The organism is Streptomyces sp. NPDC057099 (assembly GCF_042671245.1).
Taxonomy (GTDB): domain Bacteria; phylum Actinomycetota; class Actinomycetes; order Streptomycetales; family Streptomycetaceae; genus Streptomyces; species Streptomyces purpurascens.
The window spans coordinates 25,141-47,563 of sequence record NZ_JBHUTX010000012.1 but is presented as its reverse complement, the minus strand read 5'-3'; the positions used below and the strand labels follow the sequence as shown (position 1 = coordinate 47,563).

Here is a 22,423-nt window from a genome sequence, read left to right as displayed (position 1 = left end):
CGGGGTCAGTTCTCGTCGCCCTGCGCGCACAGGCTGAGACCCTCCGGGGTCCAGCACGGTACGTGGCCGTGGGTGCGGGTGACGTCCTGGCCGTTGCCTCGGGAGAGGTACGTCAGGAAGCTCGACGCCAGGGAGTCGGCCGGGGGACGGCCGTAGGTGTAGGCGTACTCGATCTCGCGGTACGGGTAGGCGCTCGTGCCGTGTTCGATGGCGTCGACGGAGGCGGGGTCGCCGTCCAGGCGCAGGGAGTGCAGGCCCTTCGCGCGGGCGGCCAGGTTCAGTTCGCTGTAACCGACGGCACCCGGGAGGCCGGCGACCGTCGTCAGCACCTGTTCCGTGGAGTCGAGTTCGCAGCGGATGACGTCCGCCGTCGGGTCGTCCTTGTGGACGCAGTCGACGGAGGAGTTGGCGATCTCGCCCCGGCCCAGTACCCGGCGCTGGAAGACCTGCCGCGTCCCGGACCCCGCGTCCCGGCTGACCAGGTGCACGGGCAGGTCCGGGCCGCCGAGCTGCTTCCAGTTGCGGATATCGCCCCGGTAGAGGCGCCGTACGTCCGCCGTGGAGAGGTTCCTCAGGCCCACGTCGTCGTTGACCACCAGCGCGAAGACGGACACCGCCACCCGGTTCTCGCGCAGTGCGGGCAGGCCGGCCGGCTTGGGGCCGTCCGACAGAGCCACCACCGGCGGGGAGCCCCGCCCGTCCCGTACCGCCCGGTCGCCGGCCGCCGCGAGTTCCCGGATCCCGGCCGTCGAACCGTGGGCGTCCACCTCGATGACCGGGTCGCCGCCGCAGTCCCGCTCGTACTTGGCGGCCACCTCGCGCAGGACGGGCGCGAAGGCGGTCGAGCCGGTGAGGGTGAGGGTGCCGCTCGCGCAGCCGATCGGGGGCGGGGTGTCGTCCTGGACGACGACGATCGCCGCGAGGGTCACGACGCTCACCGTGAGCGCGAGGGTGATCAGCCGCGCCGCCCGGCTGAACAGCGGCGGCTTGTCGTCCGGCGTGGCACTGCGGTTGGGGTGCACCTCGCCGTCACGCAGGCCTCCCACCAGCCGGATCTCGTCGCCGACATCGCCGCCGGCGAGCAGCACGAGCAGCTTGAAGTGGTCGCCCCGGTTGAGCGGGACGCGGGGCATGCGCAGCGTGTTGCCGTCGTAGGCGAAGCCGCGGGCCGCGGTGAAATGGTCCATGAGGTGGTCGGTGTCCGACGGCTGGGTCACCGAGACGCCCCGCACGGTACGGCCCGCGAACACCGCGGTCAGGCCGTGCAGTTCGGGGCCGGTGTAGTCGTCGCGGTCGATGCCCTGCGAGCCGTCGTTCTCGATGCGCAGCAGGACCAGGGTCGCGTCGGCCATGCCGGGCGCCTCGTCGAACAGGCCGAGACGGCGGTTGGCGCGGCCCGAGCGCACGTCGTCGCCGATGGCATTGTCCATCTGCACGCGGTAGCCCACGCGCTTGCGGCGCGGTACCCGGCGCTCGTACCAGACCATGACGCCCGAGGCGATGATGCCGAGCAGGGCCGTCGCCACGGCCACGAGGTTCTCCGCGCTCAACCACTCCACCGTGGGTGCCCCCGCCGCCGCCCGGACTCGATCGTCCGGTCACCGTACGGCTGTACGAGCGGGTATCCGGATTTCGTCGGCTTGAATTCGCCGAACGTTCAACGACCTCGGGGCAACCGGAAGTTGGTCATTCCTTGGAGTACGTCAGCCGCTCCCCGCTGCTCGTGTTCACGCGCTGGAGCGTGTAGTCCGTCAGGAGGGTGACCTCGGTGGCCTCGCCCGGGGTGCAGGCGGAGCGCGGCTGCCCGACCGTCACGGTGGACGGGCCGATGTTCAACGGGCCGTCGGAGCCAGGATCGTCGGTCAGCTCGCCCTCGAACACGCAGTGGTAGGTGCCGCCTCCCTTGGTGGGGCCGTCGGCCACGAGGGACAGGACCGTGTCGCCCGGTTCGCCCTGCTGGATCGTCAGGGAGCGGGTGTGCTGCCCGTCGGCGTTGTCGATGGTGGTGGTCCAGGTGCCGAGGTACGCCGTGGGGATCGCGCCGTCCGCCGGGGAGGATGCGGTGGTGTCCGGCTGCGAGGCCTGCGGGGAGGAGCCGGAGTCCGAGGGGGCGCCGGTGTCCTGCGTGGGGGTGGGGCGGTCGTCGGCCCGGTCGCCCTCGCCGCCCTGCATCAGCGCGTACACCGAGCCGCCGGCGGCCAGCGCGACGACCAGGGCGATCACGACGAGCAGGGCGGTGGAACGGCCGTTGCGGGGCGGGTCTTGCGGGGGGCCGTAGGGCGGGGGCGTGCCGTAGGGCGGTGGGCCGTAGGGCGGGGTGGAGCCGGGCTGGGGGTGTTGTTGGGGGTAGCCGTAGGCCGGTGCCGGGTACGGGGGCGGGGGTGCGTAGGGGCCGGGCGGGATGCCCTGGCTCGCGGCCATGGTGGGCAGGTGGTTCAGCGGTGGGCCCTCGCCTGGCGGACCCGGTGGGGGTGGGGCGGTGGGTGCCTGCGGCGCAGGGGTCGGCGACGATTCGTCGGTGGTCGGGGCGTGTTCGGGGGTGGCGTCGGCTCCGTACTCCGGCTGCGGGGCGGTGGGGGCTGGTCGCGCCCACGCGGCGGAGCCGCCCATGTCAGGGCCCCGCGCCCCTTGGGTCTCTGGATCCTCTGTCTCCAGCAAGCGCACCGCATGCCGACCCAACTGGGCCACCAGTGCGCCCGGCAGCCATGGGTCGAGGGCGCGGCCGTCGGCGACGGTGTCGTCCGCGCCGGTGCGTTCCAGGACGCGGTCGAGGGTCGGGCGGGCGGCGGGGTCCTTGCGGAGGCAGTCGCGTACGAGGTCGGCGATGCCCTCGGGGACGCCCGTCAGGTCCGGTTCCTCCTGGGCGATGCGGAACATCAGCGCGTGCACACCGCTGTTGGCGGTGCCGAAGGGCAGGGCGCCGGTCGCGGCGTAGGCGAGGACGGAGCCGAGACAGAAGACGTCGCAGGCCGGGGTGATGCGGTCGCCCCGCACCTGCTCGGGCGCCATGAAGCCGGGCGATCCGACGAGCGCGCCGGTGCGCGTGAGCCCGCCGTCCGTCACGGTCTCCAGGGCCCGTGCGATACCGAAGTCGATGACGCGCGGGCCGTCGATGGTGACCAGCACGTTGGACGGCTTGAGGTCGCGGTGGACGATGCCGGCGGCGTGGATGTCCTTGAGCGCGTGCGCGAGCCCGGCCGCGAGGATGCGGACCGTCCGCTCGGGCAGGGCACCGTGGTCGTGCCCGACGACCTGCTGGAGACTCGGCCCGGCGACATACCCCGTGGCGACCCACGGCACCGCCGCCTCGGTGTCCGCGTCCAGCACCGGCGCCGTCCAGTACCCGCCGACCCGCCTCGCGGCCCCCACTTCCTGCCGGAACCGCTCCCGGAACTCCTCCTGCGCGGCCAGCTCCTCGCGCACGAGTTTCACGGCGACCGTACGGCCCCGCTCCGAGCGCGCCAGATACACCTGCCCCATACCGCCGGCGCCGAGCCGCGCGAGCAGCCGATAGGCACCGATGCGTACGGGATCCCCGAGCCCCAGCTTCTCCATCGCTCAGCCGCCTTCCCCCCACACGTGAGCAACAGATCGAGAATAGTGCGGGGGCGGGGCGGGGTGACCTGGGCGAACTCTACGGTTCCGTAACAGGCGGACCCACCTGGTCGAGCACGGTGGACAGGCGTTCCAAGAGCCGCACCGCCTCCGCCAGTTCCGCCTCCCCGAACTCCTGGGCGAGCCGGTCGGCGAAGGCCGCGTGTCCGGGTTCGATCCGGGCGATCGCCGCGCGCCCCTCCTCGGTCGGTGCGAGGAGCTTGGCGCGGCGGTGCGCGGGGTTCGGCCGGTACTCGGCGAGGCCGCGTTCCACCAGCAGGTCGGCGATGCGCTGCACGCTCTGCCGGGTGATGCCCATGGCGCGGGCGATGCCGGAGACGGGCAGCGGCTCGCCGAGGACCGCGCCGAGCACCTGCCACCAGGCGGCGGTGAGCCCGGCGGGCCGGGCCAGTTCCTCCGCGACGGCGAGGAACTGGCCGTTGAGCCTGAAGACTCCGAGGGCGCTGCGGCTGAACAGGTCCTGGCGCTCCCGGCTCACAGCGCGCCGGCCTTCTCCAGCACCGCGTACGCCGCCGCGTCGGAGTCGTGGAACAGCCGGTACCAGGCGTCGAGCACCTCACCCTCGTAGACCCCGAGCAGCCGGAGGATCTCCCGGGCGAAGGCGACGGGCTCGGTCGGGCCGGCGGTGACCAGGGGGCCGTCGGTGACGGCGTCGGTCTCGACGTAGCGCTCGCCGCCCGCGTAGCCGGTCGCGGCCAGGTAGAAGGAGACGGCGCTGGTGTGGTCGCGGTCGTCGAGCAGGCCCTCCCGGGCCAGTCCGGCGGTGGCCCCGCAGATCGCGGCGACCGGCACGCCCGCTTCCAGGAACGCCCGGGCCTTGCGGGCGAAGGGCGCGAGGTCGTCGCTCGTGTCCCAGAGGTCGGCGCCCGGGAGGATCAGCAGGGCGCTGTCCTCGGGGCGTACGTCGTCCAGCGCCGTGTCGGGCTGGATGCGCAGCCCGCCGATGCTGGTGACCGGGGCCGTGGACGGGCCGACCGTGCGGATGGTGTGGCCGGCGCGGGCGAGGTGGGCCGTGGCGTGGCCGGTCTCCCAGTCGGCGAGGGTGTCGTAGACGGCGAGATGGACGGGCTTGGCGCTCATGGCTCCTCCTGGAGTTCCGTGTATGACAACATACTGTCGATTAGGCAGCATGCTGTCAATATCCGTGGGAAGGTCCTCCGTGTGAGACCTCGTGTGAGACCTCGTGTGAGACCTCGTGTGAGACCTCGTGGGACACCTCCCCGTCGACAACCTGTCGCGGAAACCCCCAGACCTCACACACGACGCCGATTTCCCGCGCGCACTCCGCATGCCTACGCTCGCCCGCATGACCCCTCAGCCGAACCCCGAAGCCGGTGCCGCCGTCAAGGCCGCCGACCGTGACCATGTGTTCCACTCCTGGTCCGCCCAGGAACTCATCGACCCGCTCGCCGTCGCCGGCGCGGAGGGGTCGCACTTCTGGGACTACGACGGCCGCCGCTACCTCGACTTCTCCAGTGGGCTCGTCTACACGAACATCGGCTACCAGCACCCCGAGGTCGTCGCCGCGATCCAGGAGCAGGCGGCGAAGATGACGACGTTCGCGCCCGCGTTCGCGATCGAGGCGCGGTCGGAGGCGGCACGGCTGATCGCCGAGCGGACCCCCGGCGACCTGGACAAGATCTTCTTCACCAACGGCGGCGCCGACGCCGTCGAGCACGCCATCCGCATGGCCCGGCTGCACACCGGACGCCCCAAGGTGCTCTCGGCGTACCGCTCGTACCACGGCGGCACACAGCAGGCCGTGAACCTCACCGGCGACCCGCGCCGCTGGGCCTCCGACAGCGGCACGGCCGGGGTCGTGCACTTCTGGGCGCCCTATCTCTACCGCACCCGCTTCTACGCCGAGACCGAGGAGCAGGAGTGCGCGCGGGCGCTGGAGCACCTGGAGACGACGATCGCCTTCGAGGGGCCCTCGACCGTCGCGGCGATCATCCTGGAGACGATCCCGGGCACGGCCGGGATCATGGTCCCGCCGCCCGGCTACCTCGCCGGTGTGCGCGAGATCTGCGACAAGTACGGGATCGTCTTCGTCCTGGACGAGGTCATGGCCGGGTTCGGACGCACCGGTGAGTGGTTCGCGGCCGACCTGTTCGACGTCACGCCCGACCTGCTGACCTTCGCGAAGGGCGTGAACAGCGGCTATGTGCCGCTGGGCGGTGTCGCGATCTCCGGCGCGATCGCGGAGACCTTCGGGAAGCGGCCCTACCCCGGCGGTCTGACCTACTCCGGGCACCCGCTGGCCTGCGCGGCCGCCGTCGCGACGATCAACGTCATGGCGGAGGAGGGCATCGTCGAGAACGCGGCCCGGCTGGGCGCGTCCGTCGTCGGGCCGGAGCTGCACGCGCTCGCCGAGCGGCACCCGAGCGTCGGCGAGGTGCGCGGCGCCGGCATGTTCTGGGCGCTGGAGCTGGTGCGGAACAAGGAGACGCGCGAGCCGCTGGTGCCGTACAACGCGGCCGGGGAGGCGAACGCGCCGATGGCCGCCTTCGCCGCCGCCGCGAAGGGCGGCGGGCTGTGGCCGTTCGTGAACATGAACCGGACGCATGTGGTGCCGCCCTGCAACATCAGCGAGGCGGAGCTGAAGGAAGGCCTCGCGGTCCTGGACACGGCGCTGTCGGTGGCGGACGAGTACACGGCCTAGACCGGGGCCGAACAGGAGAGTAAACAGCTGTAAACCCGTCAGTAGCCGACAACCTCGCGCCTCATTCGAACGCGTAAGGTGGCGTGCTCGTAGACATACATATACGTGCACGCCACCCGAACGCGACGAGGGAGACGCCCTGACCATGCCCGGCAGCACCGGCAACGGCGCCGTGACGCGCAGCACCCTGCGCCAGCAGATCGCGGACGCGCTTCGTGACGAGGTGCTGGCCGGACGACTCCAGCCGGGTCAGGAGTTCACGGTCAAGGAGATAGCCGAGCAGTACGGGGTGTCCGCGACGCCGGTGCGCGAGGCCCTGGTCGACCTCTCCGCCCAGGGGCTCCTCGACGCCGACCAGCACCGCGGCTTCCGGGTCCACGAGTACTCGGCCGAGGACTTCCGCGGCATGATCGAGGCCCGCGACCTGGTCATCGAGGGGATGTTCCACGCCCTCACCTCCGGGCAGCGGGCCTCCCTCCAGCCCGACGACCCACGGGTCGCCGCCGTGCTCGCCGGGGTCCGGCGGCGTGGCGAGGAGGCCCAGCGGGCGGCGGGGGCCGGTGACCTCACCGTCCTCATCGGCTACGACCTGCGCTACTGGCGCGAACTCGCCGCGCTCTTCGGCAACCCGTATCTGGGCGACTTCCTGCACCGGCTGCGCGTCCAGACCTGGGTGGGCGCGGTGCAGCATCTGCGCCGGCTCCCCGACCTGCGCGGCGAGCTGTGGGCCGGCCACACCGCGCTGGTCGACGCCCTGGCCGCCCAGGACACCGTCACGGCCCGGTCGATCATCGCCGGCTACAACTCCCACTCGCTGGCCCTGATCGAGCGCCTTGCCTCCTGACTGCCTGCGTCGCAGCTGTCCGTATGGGTATGGGACATGCACGACAGGAGCCTCTGCCGTGCCGCACCGATACGCTTCCCTGACCACCGTGCTACCCGACGCCACCCGACCGCTGAGCTGAGCGAGGAGCCTTCTTTGGCCTGTGACCTGTGGCTGGTACCGCTCGTCGACGTCTTGTGCCACACGCCGGACAACCCGTTCGCCGAGGAACTCGCGCAATACAACAAGGTGCTCGCCGAGGCCGGGTTGCCGCCGGTGCCGGTGTACCAGTACATGCCGGGCCTGTCCGGCGAGGTCGCCCCGGTCGCGGGCTTCGACTACGACGCGCTGCACTTCCTGCGCCGCGCCTATCTGCTCCAGGTGTGCGGCCTGCCGGTGACGCCCGTGGACGAACTCGGCGGCGACTACGAGCAGTTGCTGGAGATGTTCGAGTCGACGGCCCAGCAGTCGCATCTCGTGTGGCACTACGACCACGCGGGCGCGTACGTCCCCGTCGACTTCCCCAGCCCGCTCGCCGACGACGATCTGCTCGCGGGCGGCGGCCCACTGGGCTCCTCGCACGCCCTGCTGCGGGAGCTGGAGACGGTCGCCCCCGCCCTGGGCATCGACCCGGCCAACCCCCCGGCCGCGCCCCAGGCCCCCCTGGCCCCCACGGAGCTGGAGGAACCCGCCGTCCCCGCCCCGTACGACCCCAGCCCGTTCGCCCGCGAACGGCACGTCTGGCTCGGGTTGCACGCGGCCGTGACACGGAGCCTGGCGCAGGGGTCGATGATCGTCTTCAGCTGAGGGCGGAGCAGGAGCCGATCGGAAGGTGCGTCCATGACGAGTGAGCAAGCCCGCCTGACCGCGATGATCACAACGGTCGAGCAGGAGGCGCCTGAACCTGCTCACCGGCTCGCTGGCCCTGGATCTGATGGTCGGGGGAGGCACCCTGCCCACCACGCACCGCCAGGCGCTGGACGCCCTGCGGGAGGCGGACGCCCCGCTGGTCGCGGAGTTGGCGGACGAACTGCGCCAGGACAGGCGCGACTCGGACATCCAGGCCGTCAAGCTGCTCCGCGAACGCACCGGCATCGACCTGGCCGGCGGCTATCACCTCGTCCGGGAACTGGCGGCACAGCTCGGCCGGTGACCAAGGGTCGCCCCTCGGGTCACCGGCCGCAGCAGCAGGCGTTCTACAGGAACGAGTTGATCTCGATCGTCTCGTCCCGGCCCGGGCCCACGCCGATCGCGGAGATCGGGGCGCCCGACATCTCCTCCAGCGCCTTGACGTAGGCCTGGGCGTTCTTCGGCAGGTCGGAGAAGGACTTGGCCTTGCTGATGTCCTCGTTCCAGCCCGGCAGCATCTCGTAGACCGGCTTCGCGTGGTGGAAGTCGGTCTGGGAGTACGGGAGCTCCTCGACGCGCTTGCCGTCGATCTCGTACGCCACGCAGACCGGGATCTGCTCCCAGCCGGTGAGGACGTCGAGCTTGGTGAGGAAGAAGTCCGTCAGGCCGTTGACGCGGGTGGCGTACCGGGCGATGACGGCGTCGAACCAGCCACAGCGGCGGTCACGGCCGGTGGTGACACCGCGCTCGCCGCCGATGCGGCGCAGGGCCTCGCCGTCCTCGTCGAAGAGCTCCGTCGGGAACGGGCCCGCGCCGACACGGGTCGTGTAGGCCTTGAGGATGCCGATGACCCGGCTGATCTTCGTCGGGCCCACGCCGGCGCCGGTGCAGGCGCCGCCCGCGGTCGGGTTCGAGGAGGTGACGAAGGGGTACGTGCCGTGGTCGATGTCGAGGAGCGTGCCCTGGCCGCCCTCGAAGAGGACCACCTTGTCGTCCTCCAGGGCCTGGTTCAGGACCAGGACCGTGTCGGCGACGTACGGGCGGAGCTTCTCGGCGTAGGCCAGCAGCTCCTCGACCACCTGGTCCACGGCGATCGCGCGCCGGTTGTAGAGCTTGGTGAGGACCTGGTTCTTGATGTCGAGGGCCGCCTCGACCTTCTGCGTGAGGATCGACTCGTCGTAGAGGTCCTGCACACGGATACCGACGCGGTTGATCTTGTCCGCGTAGGTCGGGCCGATGCCGCGCCCGGTCGTGCCGATCTTGCGCTTTCCGAGGAAGCGCTCCGTCACCTTGTCGACCGTGACGTTGTACGGCGTGATGATGTGCGCGTTGCCGCTGAGGAGGAGCTTGGAGGTGTCGACACCACGCTCGTTCAGACCGCTCAGCTCGGAGAGCAGGACCGACGGGTCGACGACGACACCGTTACCGATGACCGGCGTACAGCCGGGAGACAGGATTCCGGAAGGGAGGAGGTGCAGTGCGTACTTCTGGTCGCCTACGACGACCGTGTGGCCGGCGTTGTTGCCGCCCTGGTAGCGCACTACATAGTCCACGGATCCACCGAGCAGGTCGGTGGCCTTTCCCTTGCCTTCGTCACCCCACTGAGCACCGAGCAGCACAAGTGCGGGCACGCGCGTACACCCCTTCCGGGCGGGGCATGTCCATGGTCGAGGGCGAACGCGGCGGTGTACCACCGCGTGCACCGCGACCGCCGTTGGCCGCCAACCGTCGGACCGGATGCCCCGGAATAGACGAAGCCCCTGGCGCAATAGCGCAAGGGGCTCTTGCACAAAGATGCTACCCGAGGAAGCGAGGCATGGCCGAGGTGGCGACTTCTCCGACGTCCGAGCAGCTGCTGGTGGTCATAGACCCGATCGCACGCCGGACGGACAACGAGTCCGTACGGATCGCGAAAGACGTGCTCAGCGGGGGTGCCGGCACGAAGGTGTGCCTGCCGGAGGGGCCGGAGGAGTTCGCCCGGGCGCTGGCCCGGCGGGGCTCGCGGCGTCCCGTGGTGGTGGGCGACGACCGGGCCCTGATCCGCGCGGTGTCGCTGCTGCACCGGCATCGGGAGCTGGCGGGGTGCGCGCTGTCGGTGGTGCCGGTCGGGGGCGTCATGTCCCTCGCGCGTTCGCTGGGGGTGCCGACGGGGACGGTGGCCGCGGCGCGGGCGGTGCTCGACGGGGTCGAGCGGCGGATGGACCTGATGGTCGACGACAGCGACGGGGTGGTGCTCGGCGCGCTGCGCATACCGCCCCTCTCGCCCTTCCCGGCGGCCGAGGGCGAGATGTCCCAGGCCGAGGATCCGGAGACAGGCCGTCCGTGGCTGCGGACCTGCCAGTCCCTGGTCCGGACCCTGGTACCGGCAGGCCGGCCGTCCCGGCTCACCGCCGGGCCGGAGCCCGGGCCGTCCCGGCTGCGGGTCGAGGTGGACGGGGAGACCCTCGTCGACCTGAACCAGCCGGTCGAGGCGGTCTCGGTGGCACCGGGCCCCGCGGGCATCGCGTCGGTGGAGGTCAGACCGGTCTCGGTGGGCGCCGAGGCCTCCCCTCTCCTCGCCCAGGGCCGCACGGTGACCGTCTCGGGAGCCCATTTCCGCTACCGGGCGGACACGGCGGTCTCGGGACCGGTCCGGACCCGGACGTGGAGGGTGCGGGAGGGGGCCTGGGGGCTGACGGTGCCGGCGGCGGTGTCGTGAATCAGCTTTCGGGGGCCTGGAATCCGGCGGTGTCCAGCAGACAGTCGAAGGGGGCGGGGATGGGAAGCTTCTCGCCGAACGGCCGGGTGATGCGCGACTCGTACCCCTTGGCGGACGGCGTCCACAGGACCGTGGCCTGCTCCTCCTGCATGTCGAGGAGCAGGTAGACGGGGACGCCTGCTCGTCCGTAGACCTCGACCTTGTCGGTCAGGTCGTCATCCCGGGTGCTGCTGGATGTCAGTTCGGCGACGAAGGACAAGGCCTCACCGTCCAGCCGGTTGCTCGTGGTCTCGAACACGCGCCCGGGCGCGGCGTGGATGTCCGGTCCGTACGCCCGCTCGTCGCCTGGAAAGACGTACAGGAACGGGCCACAACTGATGCGGTGCCCTGGAAGGAGATGCGGCCGCAGCTGTTCACACACCAGCTCCATGACGCGGTGGTAGTAGCCCTGCGACCACGGCGACACAACGATCTTCCCCCTGATGATTTCGGCCTTGAAGCCGTCGCGCAGGCGCAGCTCGTCGAGGATGTCCAGCAGTTCCTGGAAGCTGCTGGACTCGGCACCGCTTATCGTCGGTCGCTCTGCCATGACTGTCATGATGCGCCCTCCCCTTGGATGCGAGCCATCCGCCACCCAGTGTAGTCGGATGGTCACTCCGGCCCGAACGTCTTCTCCCTGTGCTCCCGCCAGCGCGCCATCATCGCCTCGACCTCTCCCTGGAGGAACTCGAAGAACGCGAGGGTCTCGGAGAGGCGGCGGCCGGCCGGGGTGTCGTGGCCGAGGCTGGTGACGCCTTCGCGGAGGGCGCCTTCCCAGCGCTTGAGGACGGCCTCGCGGTTGGTGAGGGCCTCGTACCACTGGTCGCCGTGGACCCGGTAGCGCTCGCGGCGGGAACCGGGCTCGCGTTCGCGGGAGACCATGTGCGTCTGGGCCAGGTAGCGCACCGCGCCGGACACCGCGGCGGGGCTGATGCGCAGCTGGTCCCCCAGTTCGGCGGAGGTCATCGAACCCTCGTCGGAGGCGAGCAGCGCGGCGAAGACCCGGGCGGGCATCCGCGGCATGCCGGCCTCGACGAGCTGCGCCGCGAAGGACTCCACGAACCTCGACACGGCCTCCGTGTCCCGGCCGCTCCCGGCTGATTCCGTCATGCGGTTCATCCTATCCACGATTCATACGGTTCCTTAACTTCACAAATTTCTGAAGAAAGCGTACCTTCTGAAGCATGACGAAGGCCATCACCGTCTCCGGACTGCACAAGTCCTTCGGACGGACGCACGCACTCGACGGGCTCGATCTGGAGGTCGCCTCCGGCGAGGTCCACGGCTTCCTCGGCCCCAACGGCGCCGGCAAGTCCACCACCATCCGTGTCCTGCTCGGCCTGCTGCGCGCCGACTCGGGCGCCGCGCAGGTGCTCGGCCGCGACCCGTGGACGGACGCGGTCGAGGCGCACCGTCGTATCGCCTACGTCCCGGGGGACGTGACGCTGTGGCGCAACCTCTCCGGCGGCGAGGTCATCGACCTCTACGGCCGGCTGCGCGGAGGACTCGACCCCGCGCGCCGGGCGGAACTGATCGAGCGCTTCGAGCTCGACCCCACCAAGAAGGGCCGTACGTACTCCAAGGGCAACCGGCAGAAGGTCGCCCTGGTCGCCGCGTTCGCCTCGGACGTCGACCTGCTGATCCTGGACGAGCCGACCTCGGGCCTGGATCCGCTGATGGAGGAGGTCTTCCAGCGGTGCGTCGCCGAGGAGCGCGAGCGGGGGCGCACGATCCTGCTCTCCTCCCACATCCTCAGCGAGGTCGAGGAGCTGTGCGACCGGGTGAGCATCATCCGCAAGGGCCGTACGGTCGAGACCGGGTCGCTCGCCGAGCTGCGCCATCTGACGCGTACGAGCGTGACGGCCGAACTCGCCGGGCCGCCGAACGGACTCGCGGAGCTGCCCGGCGTCCACGGCCTCGACGTCCAGGGCCGTCGCGTCCGGCTCCAGGTCGAGTCCGACCGGCTGGACGCCGTACTGCGGTCGTTGTCCGAGTCGGGTGTGCGGTCGCTGACGTCGACGCCGCCGACGCTGGAGGAACTGTTCCTGCGGCACTACCAGGACGAGGCGGACGAGACGGCAGAGACGGCAGAGGCGGCGGCCCGATGACGACCTTCGCGGTGCGGCCCGGCAGCTCACGCCAGCTGGCCGGGACGGGCACGCTGTTGCGGTTCGCGCTGCGCCGCGACCGGCTGATGATCCCGGTGTGGATCGGGGTCAACGCCCTGATGGTCCTCTCCATGCCGGGCACGCTGGAGGGCCTGTACGGCACCCCGGCCGAACGCGCCGACCTGATCCGGCAGATGGCCGGCAACTCCTCGCTGCGCGCGATGATCGGCCCGGTCTTCGACGACTCGATCGGTGCCCTGACGGCCTGGCGGGTCGGCGTCTACGCGGGCGCCCTGGCCGCCGTGATGAGCCTGCTGGTCGTCGTACGGCACACCCGGGACGAGGAGGAGAGCGGCCGTCAGGAGCTGGTCGCGTCCGGGATGGTGGGCCGCCGGGCCTCCCTCACCTCGGCCCTGCTGGCGGCGGCGGTCGCCAACGCGGTCCTGGCCCTGCTGGTCACGGCCGGACTGGCCGGCCACGGCGCGGCCGGGGCCCTGGCGCTGGGCCTCGGGATCGCCGGAGTCGGGATGGTCTTCGCCACGATGGCGGCGATCGTCGCCCAGCTGACGGAGAGCGCGCGGCTGGCCCGTGGGCTGACGGCGGCGGTGCTGGGCACGGCGTTCGTGCTGCGCGCGGCGGGCGACTCGGCGAGCAACGACGGCTCGTCGCCGATGACGTGGCTGTCGCCGCTCGGCTGGCTGGAGAACCTGCGGCCGTACGCGGACGAACGCTGGTGGGTACTGGCGCTGCTCGCCGGGGCGGTCCTGCTCCAGGGCGCGATGGCCTACGGGCTGGCCGGCCGCAGGGACATCGGCATGAGCTTCCTGCCCACCCGGCCGGGCCCGGCCACCGGCCGCCTGGGCAGCGCGGGCGCGCTCGCCTGGCGGTTGCAGCGGGGCGGTGTGCTGGGCTGGAGCATCGGCTTCCTCCTCGCCGGGGTCGTCTACGGCGGCATGACCGAGGGCGCGGCCGACCTGGTCGGCGACAACGCCGGTGCCCGGCGGATCTTCGAGCGGATGGGCGGCCGGTCCGGCCTGACGGACGCGTTCCTGGCGTCGATGGTCGGCATGCTCGGCCTGGTCGCGGCCCTGTACATCGTGGCGTCGGTGCTGCGCCTGCACGGCGAGGAGACGTCGGGCCGGGCGGAACCGGTCCTGGCGAACGCGGTCGGACGGCTGCGGTGGGCCGCCGGGCATCTGGTGATCGCCTTCGGCGGTGCGGCGCTCCTGATGCTGCTGGCCGGCCTGGGCTTCGCCCTCGGCTACGGCAAGGACATCGGGCCGATCCTGGGGGCGTGCCTGGTGCAGCTCCCGGCGATCTGGGTGATCGGCGGCCTCGCGGTCCTGCTGATCGGCGTACTGCCCCGGGCGGCAGCGGCGGCCTGGGGCGTCGCCGGAGCGGTCCTGCTGATCGGCTGGGTCGGACCCGCGCTGGACGTGCCGCAGGCGGTGCTGGACCTGTCGCCCTTCGGGCATCTGCCGAAGCTGCCGGGAGGATCCATGGAGTGGCGGCCGGTGCTGGTCCTGCTGGGGCTGGCCGTGGTGCTGGTGGCCGCCGGGCTGGCGGGGTTGCGGCGCCGGGACATGACGACCTGAGCGACGGCCGGAACTGCGCGGCGGCCCGCGTACGTCCATGCCGGGCATGGGACAACGTACGCAGGCCGCAGCCGGTTGTCTGAGCGCGGTCGTCGGGGCGGGCGCGGGGCTCGCGGTGTGGGCCGTCGGCGTCCGGGAGCGGCTGTGGCGGTTCGAGGCGGCCCCGGACTGGAGCGTGCTCTACGCCGAGCTGCCCCTGGCGGTCCTCGGCGGGGTCGCCGCCGCCCTGGCGGTCTGGGCCCTGGTCCGGCGTCTCAGGGATCCTTTCAGACCGCGACGCTGAGCCCCTCCAGCCCTCGGATCACGAAGTTCGGCTTCCGCTGCGGCTCCTCGGCGAGGCGCAGCGCCGGGGCCTTCTCCAGGAGGGCCGTCATGGAGGCCGCCAGCTCGATCCGGGCCAACGGCGCGCCGATGCAGTAGTGGATGCCCGCGCTGAAGGAGATGTGCGGGTTGTCCGTGCGGGTCAGGTCGAGGTGGGACGGGTTCTCGAACACCGTCGGGTCGTGGTTGGCGGAGCCGAAGAGCATGGCGATCTCCGCGCCGCGCGGGATCGTCGTGCCGGCGATCTCGATGTCGTCCAGGACCCAGCGTTCGAAGAGCTGGAGCGGGGTGTCGTAGCGCATCAGTTCTTCGACGGCGGAGGGGACGAGGGTGTGGTCCGCGCGCAGGGCCGCCAGTTGGGCCTCGTTGCGGAAGAGGGCGTACCAGCCGTTGACCGTGGAGTTCACCGTGGCCTCGTGGCCGGCGTTCAGGAGGAGGACCGCCGTCGAGATCATCTCCTGCTCGGTGAGGCGGTCGCCCTCGTCGTGTGCCTCGATGAGGCCCGAGACGAGGTCGTCGCCGGGTTCCTTGCGGCGGGCCGCGATCAGTTCCCGCAGGTAGTCGGAGAACTCGACCGACGCCCTGACCGCCTTCGCCGCCGTCTCCTCGGACGGGTTCAGCTCGTACATCCCGCAGATGTCCGCCGACCAGGGGCGCAGCGGGGCCCGGTCGGACTCCGGGATGCCGAGCATCTCGGCGATCACCGCGACGGGGAGGGGTTCCGCCACGTCCGTGAGCAGATCCCCTCCGCCGGCCGCCACCAGCGCCGACGCCAGGTCGTCCGCCAGGCCCCGCACATACGGCTTCAGCCGCTCCACCGTGCGCGGGGTGAACGCCTTCGAGACCAGGCGCCGGATCCGGGTGTGGTCCGGCGGCTCCAGGTCGAGCATCCCGTGGTCGTTGAGCGTGTGGAACGGCTCGTGCTCCTGCGGCGGCGCGGTGCGGCCGAACTCCTCGTGCGTGAAGCGGTGCTGGTACGTCCGGCCCAGGCGCCGGTCGCGCAGCAGGGCCGAGACGTCCGCGTGGTGCGGGACGAGCCACTGGTTCGTGGGCTCGTAGTAGTGCACGCGGCCCTTGGCCCGCAGCTCGGCGTAGGCGGGGTACGGGTCGGCGAGGAACGCCGGGTCCCACGGGTCGAACGCGAGGTCGAAAGCAGCTGCCATGGACGGACGCTAGCCCGGATCCCCGTCTCCGACCAGGGGTGTTCCGACACGAACGGCCCCCGACCCCCGGCTAGCCCGGCGTCACCAGCCGTGCCTCGTACGCGAACACCGCCGCCTGGGTGCGGTCCCGGAGGCCGAGCTTGACCAGGATGCGGCTGACATGCGTCTTGATCGTCGACTCGGCGACCACCAGCCGCTCGGCGATCTCCGCGTTCGACAGGCCCTGCGCGATCAGGACCAGCACCTCCGTCTCCCGCTCGGTGAGGTCCCCGTACGCCGCCTGCGCGGAGGGCATCAGGCGCGGGGTCTCGGAGAGCTTGGAGAACTCGGTGATCAGACGCCTGGTCACCGAGGGGGCCAACAGGGCCTCCCCGGTGGACACGATCCGCACCCCGTCGGCGAGCTGGCGGGCCGAGGCGTCCTTGAGGAGGAAGCCGGAGGCTCCCGCGCGCAGCGCCTGGTACACGTACTCGTCGAGGTCGAAGGTGGTGAGCACCAGCACCTTCGCCGCGCCGTCGGCGGCGACGATCTCGCGGGTCGCCTCGATGCCGTTCAGCTCGGGCATGCGGATGTCCATCAGCACGACGTCCGGGGCGAGTTCGCGGACCTTCGCGACGGCCTCCCGGCCGTTCACCGCCTCGCCGACGACCTCGATGTCCGGCATCGCGTTCAGCAGGACCGAGAAGCCCTCGCGCACCATCATCTGGTCGTCCGCGATCAGTACGCGAATGGTCATGCGTCACCCTCGTCCGGCAGGGCGACCGGAAGGAACACCGCCACCTCGTAGCCTCCGTCGTCCGTGCGGCCCGCCGTCATCTCGCCGTTCAGCATCGACACCCGCTCCCGCATGCCGGTGATGCCGTGCCCGGCACCGGGCGAGGGTTTGATCAGGCTCGGGTTCGGCGGCGGGCCGTTGACTATACGCAGGCCCAGCCCGCCGAGGACGTAGCCGATCTCGACGCGGGCGGTCGCGCCCGGCGCGTGCCGCAGGGAGTTGCTCAGCGCCTCCTGCACGATGCGGTACGCCGACAGCTCCACGCCCTGGGGCAGTTCGCGCACCGCCCCGGTCACCGCCTTGTCCACGATCAGCCCGGCATCCCGCACATTGGCCAGCAGTCCCTCCAGCTCGGCGAGCGTGGGCTGCGGGGCGTCCGGGGCCTCGTAGTCCTCGGCGCGGACGACACCCAGGACGCGGCGCAGTTCGGTCAGGGCCGCCACCGCGTTCTCCCGGATCGTGGCGAAGGCCTTCTCCAGCTCCGGCGGCGGGTTCTCCACCCGGTACGGCGCGGCCTCCGCCTGGATGGCGACCACCGACATGTGGTGGGCGACGACGTCGTGCAGCTCACGGGCGATCGTCGTGCGCTCCTCCAGCAGGGTGCGGCGGGAGCGCTCGTGCGCGGTGACCGTCTGCTGGGCGGTGACCTCCTGCACGGCGTCCCGGCGGATGTGCCGGACGGTGACGCAGAGCAGGATCATCGCCGAGATGATCAGCATGGGGCCGGAGTTGCTGCCGTACATGTCCCGCGGGCCGATACCGGTGTCCGCGAGGAGGGCGTAAAGCGCCGTCAGCGCCCACATCCACCCGGCCGTGCGCGGCCTGGTGCGCATCGCCACGATCGTCAGCACGGTCAGATGGCAGACGAAGCTGCCGCCCGACCAGGGCCATTCGCCCCAGCGTCGGTCGAGCACTCCGACGATCGGGGTGGAGAGCATGGACAGCCAGAACGCCCCCACCGGCCGGATCATGGTCGCCAGGACCGGAAGCAGGGTCAGTGGTGCGACCAGGAGCACCGCGACGTCGGTCTCGACACTGGCAGTGAACATGGCGATCAAGGCCGCCAGGGCGATCAGGGCGTGCGGCGTCCAGGTCGCGTACGCCCGCAGGCGGCGGGGCAGCCGCCGGATGAACCGCCCGTCCGGGCTCCTGCGCGGCAGTGGCCGGTAGGAGAAGGCGTCGTGGATGAGGTCCTGCCGCAGCCCGCGCAGGGAGTCCACCGCCACCCGGTACTCCGGGCTGTGCTGCTTGGCCCCGTCCCCCGGTGGCGTGGTCTGCAGGTGAGTCGTCTCGGTCACGTACAGAAAGGTAAGCGCACCCCGGGTCCCGGTCGTCCCCAGTGAGAGGGGTTCCTCGGGGTCCCTCTCAGGTACTACGGGAACGCGGGGGTGCGGCCTCAGTACCCCGACGGCCGCACCAGCCCCGACTCGTACGCGAACACCGCCGCCTGCGTCCGGTCCCTGAGGCCCAGCTTCACCAGGATCCGGCCCACGTGGGTCTTCACCGTCTGCTCGGCGACGAAGAGGTGCCGGGCGATCTCTCCGTTCGACAGGCCCTGCGCGATCAGGGCGAGCACCTCCGTCTCCCGCTCGGTCAGATCGCCGATCCGTTCCTTGAGCGGGGCCCGGGGCCGGTCGTCCAGCCGGGAGAACTCGGCGATCAGCTTGCGGGTGATGGCCGGGGCGAGCAGCGCCTCCCCCGCCGCCACCACCCGCACCGCCTCGGCGAGCTGCTCCGACGACGCGTCCTTCAGCAGGAACCCGGAGGCCCCGGCGCGCAGCGCGTCGTACACGTACTCGTCGAGGTCGAAGGTGGTGAGCACCAGCACCTTGATGTCCGGGTGCGCGGCCGTGATCAGCTCGGTGGCCTCGATACCGCCGACCCCGGGCATGCGGATGTCCATGAGGACGACGTCCGGGGCGGTCTCGGCGGCCTTCGCCACGGCTTCCCGGCCCTCCCGGGCCTCGCCGACGACCTCTATGTCGGGCTGGATGCCGAGCAGCACGGTGAAGCCCTGCCGGACCATCGCCTGGTCGTCGACGATGAGAACCCGGATGGGATCGCCGGTGCCGCCGCTCGTCATGGGGTTCCTGCCTCGGGGTCGGGGAAGTGGTAGGTGATCTGGTCGGTGCCCGGTGCGTCGGCGGGAGGGGAGTCCGGCAGGAACGCGGTGACCTTGAAGCCGTCCCAGTGCCACGGGTGCGCGGTCATGGTGCCGCCGAGCATGGCGACCCGCTCCCGCATGCCGAGCAGTCCGTGCCCCGCTCCCGTCGAGGGCGACGCGGGCCCCGTCGGCCGGGAGTTGACTATCTCCACCTCCAGCCCGTCCGACTGGTACGTGAGACGGACCTTGGCGCTCGCGCCGGGCGCGTGCCGCAGGACGTTGCTCAGGGCCTCCTGCACGATCCGGTACGCCGACAGCTCCACGCCGGGCGGCAGCGGACGCCGCTCGCCGTTGATCTCGGTGGTGACCTCGCGGCCGGCGGCCCGGGTGTTCTCCACCAGCGCGTCGAGCCGGTCGAGGGTGGGCTGCGGCGCGTGGTCGGCGGTGACGCCGCCCGGGCCGAGCGGTGCCTCCCCCGGACCGGGGTGTTCCGAGCGCAGCACGCCCAGCACCCGGCGCAGCTCGGTCAGCGCCTCAAGGGCGTTCTGCCGGATGCCCGCGAGGTTCTCCTTGAGCTCGTCGGGCGGGTTCTCGACGAGATGCGGGGCGACCTGCGCCTGGATGGAGATGACCGACATGTGGTGGGCCACCACGTCGTGCAGCTCCCGCGCGATACGGCTGCGCTCCTCCAGCAGGGTGCGCCGGGTGCGCTCCTCGGCGGTGAGCGTGGTCTGCTCGACGAGTTCCGCGCGGGCCTCGCGGCGGCCGCGCAGGGCGGTGCCGAGGAGCGCGAAGACGGCGGACAGGGAGACCGCGAGCACCCCGGTGGGCGAGTACTGGACCCCGGAGGCGGTCAGTCCCTCCAGGGCCCAGGTGACCAGCACGGTGACGCCCAGCGCCTCCGCAGCGACACGGGTGGGCACCCGCAGCGCGAGCAGCAGCATGACCAGCAGGTGGGCGACGATCCCCGCGGCGGTCCAGGGCCAGGTGAACGAATAGTCGGGTTCGATCCGGGCGTACACCGCGACGGCGCCCAGCACGGTGGCCGTCGTCGACAGCCACCAGGCCGGTATCGGCCGCCACATCGCGAGGACCACGGCGACGCCCTGCCCGAGTGCGAGCAGGAAGGCGTCTCCGGGGTCCAGATGCCCGTTGTCGTTGAGCTGGGCCGTGCCACCGAGCGTGACCCCGAACGCGGCCAGGCACACCAGCCCGTGCGGCAGCCAGCGCAGCCAGGTGGAGGGCGGCAGCGGATCCGCCCGGACGGTCCACAGGTCCTCGCGCAGCACGCGCAGCCAGCTCCCCACACGCGCTCGCAGCGCGCGGCCCACCCCCGTGTCCGTCACGCGGCCCAGCCTAGACATGGCGGGCCTTCGCCGCTGTCCCCCGGCCGGACGGACGGTGCGTCCGCACCACCCGCGACCGGCGGCCCGGGTCGCCACCCCGTTCGAAGGAGCGGAAGGCCGCCCAGCACACCGCGAGGGCCAGGACGAACACGGGAAGCCACAGGAGCCGGGCCCCGACCCAGTCGAGCCCGTCGGGCCGCGTGTGCAGCCCGGGGAGCCGGCCCGCGAGGAGGCCGGTGGCCGTCGTGGCCATCAAGGCGGTCTGGTGCCAGAGGAAGATGGTCATCGCGGAGAGGTTGGCGAGCGCCACCGCCGCCCAGGCCACGGGCCGGCGCATCGCGCGGCGCAGCCGCTCGCGCAGCAGCAGGGCGAGACCGCACTGGGCCAGGCCGAAGGTGACGACGGCCAGCGTCGGCGGGTCCAGGTTGGACATGCCCTCGCCCGGTACGCCGACCATCGACGCCGGGTAGCCGGCGAAGACGACGAGCGCGGCGGTCGCCGCCGCACCGCAGCCGAGCAGGACCCAGCCCGCGCGGCGGCCCTCCAGCTCGCCCCGGGTCCAGGCCGCGCCCAGGGTGTAGGGCACCATCCAGCCCGCCGCCACGTTCACCCAGCCCAGCCAGGCGGGGCCGCCCAGGCCGAACCGCACAAGGTCCACGTGCAGTACGACGGCCAGCGGCCACAGTGGGTTCAGCCGGGTCAGCAACGGGGTCGCCGCCGTCAGCACGGCGAACACCACGAGGAACCACAAGGGTGACAGGGCCAGCTTCACCAGCGTGCGGACCGTCCCGAACTCGGCGCCCGACAGCAGCAGGGCGAGCGCGGCGACCGTCCACAGGCCGAGGACGGCCGCGACCGGCTTGAACAACCGGGTCAGACGGCCCGTCAGCCAGCGGTGGTACGGAACGCCCCGGGCGCGGGCCGAGGCATAGCCGCGGGTGGCGACATGGCCGCCGACCAGGAAGAACACGGCGAGGGTCTGGAACAGCCAGGAGACGGGCGTCAGCCAGGGCATGTCCCTGAGCGGGCTCGCCGTGCGCAGGGCGCTGCCGTCGGAGACCAGGGCCGTGACCAGCCAGTGGCCGAGGACGACGCCGAGCACCGCGGCGGCGCGCAGGGCGTCCACGGCCCGGTCCCGGTCGGCCGGGGTGGCCCTACCGACGCGGTCGGCGCCGCGCAGCACCGCGTGCCGGATACCCCGTACGCCGATGTCAGGCATGGGTCACCGCCTCGGTCTCGCCCAGGACGATCCGGGTCAGGTTGGTCAGGGAGGCCGTGCCGGGCCTGAAGTAGTCGCTGTGGCCGCCGTCGCCGGCCGCGAAGACCCGGGCGCCGAAGGCCGGGGAGGCGGGGTCGGTGCCGAAGCCGACGGTGGTGCCGAACAGGTCGGCGCTGACATGCGGGACGTTCGCCACCCAGTCGTCGCCGCCGAGGGCCGCCCAGACGCGGGCCCGGGTGTGCAGGGCGGCGGCGGAGTCCGCGCCGGTGCCGGGGCTGCCGACGAGCGCGAGGTCGTCGACGGCGAGCCCGGCGGCGGCCCGCCCGCAGACGACCGAGCCGTACGAGTGGCACAGCAGCGAGATGCGCGGCCCGTCGCCCGCTATGGCACGCAGGTCGGAGACCAGGGCGCGCAGCCGCGGGGCCGCCTGCTCCGCCCTGCCGGTCGTGGTGACCGTCGTGCTGACCGTGCCCGGCGTCTCGTAGCCCAGCCAGGCCACCACCGCGGTGCGCGTGCCCGACGGGGCCTGCCGGACGAGCTGCCCGTGCAGCGCGGCGGCGGCCGCGCGGAACCGGCCGTAGGTGTCGAGGCTGGTGTCGGAGCCGGGGACCAGGACCGCGATCCGGTCGGCCCGGCGGAGGTCGCCCAGGACCTCCGTGACCCGGCCGGAGCCGCGGCCGTCGAAGGCGAGCAGGTGCCGGGAAGGGGCGGCCAGGGAACGGTCCGTCGCGGCCCGGGCCCGGTCGTGACGGCCCGCGGCCATCCGGGCCGCTTCGGCGGCGTTGGCGCGGTTGGCCGCGTACGCCTCGTCCAGCGTCGACGCGCTGAGCGGAGCGAGGGAGGCGGGTGCGGGAGCGGGGATCTCCGGCCGGGCCGCCCCGGAAAGGGGGAGAACCACCGCACCGGTGACGAGGGCGGCGAGCGCGGCTCTGCGCCATCGGCCCCTGCGGCGCCGAAAGCCAGGGCCGTCCCCGTCGCCTCGGCCGCCGTCACGGCGGTACCTCGATGCGAGACCCATGGTCGTTCCCCCTCCAGCGCACCCGGCCATCGGGTCTGCACGGAAGGGAAGTTACGGAGCCGGAGTCGTCGTCCGCGTCCCACCAAGG

At 72.2% G+C, this 22,423-nt stretch carries 22 protein-coding genes; 8 read left to right on the top strand and 14 right to left on the bottom strand.

Annotated elements, in window-relative coordinates; translation table 11 throughout:
* Positions 1-5: 5 nt before the first annotated feature.
* The 4 genes from ACFT4A_RS18100 to ACFT4A_RS18085 all read right to left on the bottom strand — a co-directional run bounded on the left by ACFT4A_RS18100 (position 6) and on the right by ACFT4A_RS18085 (position 4,695).
* The gene (locus ACFT4A_RS18100; protein ID WP_382831191.1) at positions 6-1,559 is read right to left on the bottom strand and encodes a substrate-binding domain-containing protein; all 1,554 of its coding nucleotides are present in this window, start codon (positions 1,557-1,559) and stop codon (positions 6-8) included.
* 127 nt (positions 1,560-1,686) lie between these two features.
* Entirely contained in the window at positions 1,687-3,555 is a 1,869-nt protein-coding gene (locus ACFT4A_RS18095) for a serine/threonine-protein kinase (protein ID WP_382831189.1), read from the bottom strand.
* A gap of 79 nt (positions 3,556-3,634) precedes the next feature.
* Positions 3,635-4,093 (bottom strand): MarR family winged helix-turn-helix transcriptional regulator, encoded by a 459-nt coding sequence (locus ACFT4A_RS18090; RefSeq protein WP_382831186.1) that lies wholly within the window; start codon positions 4,091-4,093, stop codon positions 3,635-3,637.
* Positions 4,090-4,695: a type 1 glutamine amidotransferase family protein gene (locus ACFT4A_RS18085; protein ID WP_382831184.1), complete on the bottom strand. Its 606-nt coding sequence runs from the start codon at positions 4,693-4,695 to the stop codon at positions 4,090-4,092. Before ACFT4A_RS18085 ends, ACFT4A_RS18090 begins: the two co-directional genes overlap by 4 nt.
* Before the next feature lie 226 nt (positions 4,696-4,921).
* Here ACFT4A_RS18085 and ACFT4A_RS18080 point away from each other — a divergent pair, with 226 nt between their 5' ends.
* From ACFT4A_RS18080 to ACFT4A_RS18065, 4 genes are all read left to right on the top strand, one after another.
* On the top strand, positions 4,922-6,277 hold the full coding sequence (locus ACFT4A_RS18080) for an aspartate aminotransferase family protein (RefSeq protein WP_382831182.1): 1,356 nt from the start codon (positions 4,922-4,924) through the stop codon (positions 6,275-6,277).
* A gap of 145 nt (positions 6,278-6,422) precedes the next feature.
* The gene (locus ACFT4A_RS18075) at positions 6,423-7,121 is read left to right on the top strand and encodes a GntR family transcriptional regulator (protein WP_382831180.1); all 699 of its coding nucleotides are present in this window, start codon (positions 6,423-6,425) and stop codon (positions 7,119-7,121) included.
* A 135-nt stretch (positions 7,122-7,256) separates the two neighbouring features.
* A complete protein-coding gene (locus ACFT4A_RS18070; RefSeq protein ID WP_376388725.1) occupies positions 7,257-7,907 on the top strand; it encodes a hypothetical protein in 651 nt (216 codons plus the stop codon).
* A gap of 127 nt (positions 7,908-8,034) precedes the next feature.
* Positions 8,035-8,253: a hypothetical protein gene (locus tag ACFT4A_RS18065; protein WP_382831178.1), complete on the top strand. Its 219-nt coding sequence runs from the start codon at positions 8,035-8,037 to the stop codon at positions 8,251-8,253.
* Positions 8,254-8,296: 43 nt separating this feature from the next.
* Here ACFT4A_RS18065 and ACFT4A_RS18060 read toward each other — a convergent pair whose 3' ends face one another.
* Complete coding sequence (locus ACFT4A_RS18060; protein WP_382587582.1) at positions 8,297-9,580, bottom strand: adenylosuccinate synthase; 1,284 nt, start codon at positions 9,578-9,580, stop codon at positions 8,297-8,299.
* 185 nt (positions 9,581-9,765) lie between these two features.
* Here ACFT4A_RS18060 and ACFT4A_RS18055 point away from each other — a divergent pair, with 185 nt between their 5' ends.
* Entirely contained in the window at positions 9,766-10,647 is an 882-nt protein-coding gene (locus ACFT4A_RS18055; RefSeq protein WP_382831175.1) for a diacylglycerol kinase family protein, read from the top strand.
* Between the two features lies 1 nt (position 10,648).
* Here the strand turns inward: ACFT4A_RS18055 and ACFT4A_RS18050 are convergent, their stop codons facing one another.
* Both ACFT4A_RS18050 and ACFT4A_RS18045 read right to left on the bottom strand, forming a co-directional pair.
* Positions 10,649-11,245, bottom strand: coding sequence for a Uma2 family endonuclease (locus ACFT4A_RS18050; RefSeq protein ID WP_382831172.1), 597 nt, complete (start codon positions 11,243-11,245; stop codon positions 10,649-10,651).
* A gap of 53 nt (positions 11,246-11,298) precedes the next feature.
* Complete coding sequence (locus tag ACFT4A_RS18045) at positions 11,299-11,796, bottom strand: GbsR/MarR family transcriptional regulator (protein WP_382831170.1); 498 nt, start codon at positions 11,794-11,796, stop codon at positions 11,299-11,301.
* A gap of 74 nt (positions 11,797-11,870) precedes the next feature.
* Here ACFT4A_RS18045 and ACFT4A_RS18040 point away from each other — a divergent pair, with 74 nt between their 5' ends.
* From ACFT4A_RS18040 to ACFT4A_RS18030, 3 genes are read left to right on the top strand one after another with little or no spacing between them, the layout of a single operon-like run.
* Positions 11,871-12,794, top strand: a complete 924-nt coding sequence (locus ACFT4A_RS18040) for an ATP-binding cassette domain-containing protein (protein ID WP_382831168.1) — start codon at positions 11,871-11,873, stop codon at positions 12,792-12,794.
* Positions 12,791-14,389 carry an ABC transporter permease gene (locus tag ACFT4A_RS18035; RefSeq protein ID WP_382831165.1) on the top strand — a complete coding sequence of 533 codons (1,599 nt, stop codon included), beginning with the start codon at positions 12,791-12,793 and terminating at the stop codon, positions 14,387-14,389. The genes ACFT4A_RS18040 and ACFT4A_RS18035 overlap by 4 nt, the downstream gene beginning before the upstream one ends.
* 46 nt (positions 14,390-14,435) lie before the next feature.
* Positions 14,436-14,672 carry a hypothetical protein gene (locus ACFT4A_RS18030; RefSeq protein ID WP_382831164.1) on the top strand — a complete coding sequence of 79 codons (237 nt, stop codon included), beginning with the start codon at positions 14,436-14,438 and terminating at the stop codon, positions 14,670-14,672.
* On the opposite strand, the gene ACFT4A_RS18025 is transcribed toward ACFT4A_RS18030, so the two are convergent.
* From ACFT4A_RS18025 to ACFT4A_RS17995, 7 genes are all read right to left on the bottom strand, one after another.
* Positions 14,656-15,873: a cytochrome P450 gene (locus ACFT4A_RS18025; protein ID WP_382831162.1), complete on the bottom strand. Its 1,218-nt coding sequence runs from the start codon at positions 15,871-15,873 to the stop codon at positions 14,656-14,658. The genes ACFT4A_RS18030 and ACFT4A_RS18025 overlap by 17 nt on opposite strands.
* Before the next feature lie 70 nt (positions 15,874-15,943).
* The gene (locus tag ACFT4A_RS18020; protein WP_189725722.1) at positions 15,944-16,609 is read right to left on the bottom strand and encodes a response regulator transcription factor; all 666 of its coding nucleotides are present in this window, start codon (positions 16,607-16,609) and stop codon (positions 15,944-15,946) included.
* Positions 16,606-17,946 carry a sensor histidine kinase gene (locus ACFT4A_RS18015; RefSeq protein WP_382831158.1) on the bottom strand — a complete coding sequence of 447 codons (1,341 nt, stop codon included), beginning with the start codon at positions 17,944-17,946 and terminating at the stop codon, positions 16,606-16,608. The genes ACFT4A_RS18020 and ACFT4A_RS18015 overlap by 4 nt, the downstream gene beginning before the upstream one ends.
* Before the next feature lie 98 nt (positions 17,947-18,044).
* Positions 18,045-18,731, bottom strand: coding sequence for a response regulator (locus ACFT4A_RS18010; RefSeq protein WP_382831155.1), 687 nt, complete (start codon positions 18,729-18,731; stop codon positions 18,045-18,047).
* Complete coding sequence (locus tag ACFT4A_RS18005; protein WP_382831152.1) at positions 18,728-20,116, bottom strand: sensor histidine kinase; 1,389 nt, start codon at positions 20,114-20,116, stop codon at positions 18,728-18,730. The genes ACFT4A_RS18010 and ACFT4A_RS18005 overlap by 4 nt, the downstream gene beginning before the upstream one ends.
* Positions 20,109-21,317: an acyltransferase gene (locus tag ACFT4A_RS18000; protein ID WP_382831149.1), complete on the bottom strand. Its 1,209-nt coding sequence runs from the start codon at positions 21,315-21,317 to the stop codon at positions 20,109-20,111. Before ACFT4A_RS18000 ends, ACFT4A_RS18005 begins: the two co-directional genes overlap by 8 nt.
* Positions 21,310-22,335, bottom strand: coding sequence for an alpha/beta hydrolase (locus ACFT4A_RS17995; protein ID WP_382831146.1), 1,026 nt, complete (start codon positions 22,333-22,335; stop codon positions 21,310-21,312). The genes ACFT4A_RS18000 and ACFT4A_RS17995 overlap by 8 nt, the downstream gene beginning before the upstream one ends.
* Positions 22,336-22,423 lie beyond the last annotated feature (88 nt).

Excerpts from the sequence above, each read along its gene's own strand:
- ACFT4A_RS18095 (WP_382831189.1), bottom strand. The coding sequence starts at position 3,555 with ATGGAGAAGCTGGGGCTCGGGGATCCCGTACGCATCGGTGCCTATCGG.
- ACFT4A_RS18085 (WP_382831184.1), bottom strand. The coding sequence starts at position 4,695 with ATGAGCGCCAAGCCCGTCCATCTCGCCGTCTACGACACCCTCGCCGAC.
- ACFT4A_RS18080 (WP_382831182.1), top strand. The coding sequence starts at position 4,922 with ATGACCCCTCAGCCGAACCCCGAAGCCGGTGCCGCCGTCAAGGCCGCC.
- ACFT4A_RS18075 (WP_382831180.1), top strand. The coding sequence starts at position 6,423 with ATGCCCGGCAGCACCGGCAACGGCGCCGTGACGCGCAGCACCCTGCGC.
- ACFT4A_RS18065 (WP_382831178.1), top strand. The coding sequence starts at position 8,035 with ATGGTCGGGGGAGGCACCCTGCCCACCACGCACCGCCAGGCGCTGGAC.
- ACFT4A_RS18055 (WP_382831175.1), top strand. The coding sequence starts at position 9,766 with ATGGCCGAGGTGGCGACTTCTCCGACGTCCGAGCAGCTGCTGGTGGTC.
- ACFT4A_RS18050 (WP_382831172.1), bottom strand. The coding sequence starts at position 11,245 with ATGACAGTCATGGCAGAGCGACCGACGATAAGCGGTGCCGAGTCCAGC.
- ACFT4A_RS18045 (WP_382831170.1), bottom strand. The coding sequence starts at position 11,796 with ATGACGGAATCAGCCGGGAGCGGCCGGGACACGGAGGCCGTGTCGAGG.
- ACFT4A_RS18040 (WP_382831168.1), top strand. The coding sequence starts at position 11,871 with ATGACGAAGGCCATCACCGTCTCCGGACTGCACAAGTCCTTCGGACGG.
- ACFT4A_RS18035 (WP_382831165.1), top strand. The coding sequence starts at position 12,791 with ATGACGACCTTCGCGGTGCGGCCCGGCAGCTCACGCCAGCTGGCCGGG.
- ACFT4A_RS18030 (WP_382831164.1), top strand. The coding sequence starts at position 14,436 with ATGGGACAACGTACGCAGGCCGCAGCCGGTTGTCTGAGCGCGGTCGTC.
- ACFT4A_RS18025 (WP_382831162.1), bottom strand. The coding sequence starts at position 15,873 with ATGGCAGCTGCTTTCGACCTCGCGTTCGACCCGTGGGACCCGGCGTTC.
- ACFT4A_RS18020 (WP_189725722.1), bottom strand. The coding sequence starts at position 16,609 with ATGACCATTCGCGTACTGATCGCGGACGACCAGATGATGGTGCGCGAG.
- ACFT4A_RS18010 (WP_382831155.1), bottom strand. The coding sequence starts at position 18,731 with ATGACGAGCGGCGGCACCGGCGATCCCATCCGGGTTCTCATCGTCGAC.
- ACFT4A_RS18005 (WP_382831152.1), bottom strand. The coding sequence starts at position 20,116 with ATGTCTAGGCTGGGCCGCGTGACGGACACGGGGGTGGGCCGCGCGCTG.
- ACFT4A_RS18000 (WP_382831149.1), bottom strand. The coding sequence starts at position 21,317 with ATGCCTGACATCGGCGTACGGGGTATCCGGCACGCGGTGCTGCGCGGC.
- ACFT4A_RS17995 (WP_382831146.1), bottom strand. The coding sequence starts at position 22,335 with ATGGGTCTCGCATCGAGGTACCGCCGTGACGGCGGCCGAGGCGACGGG.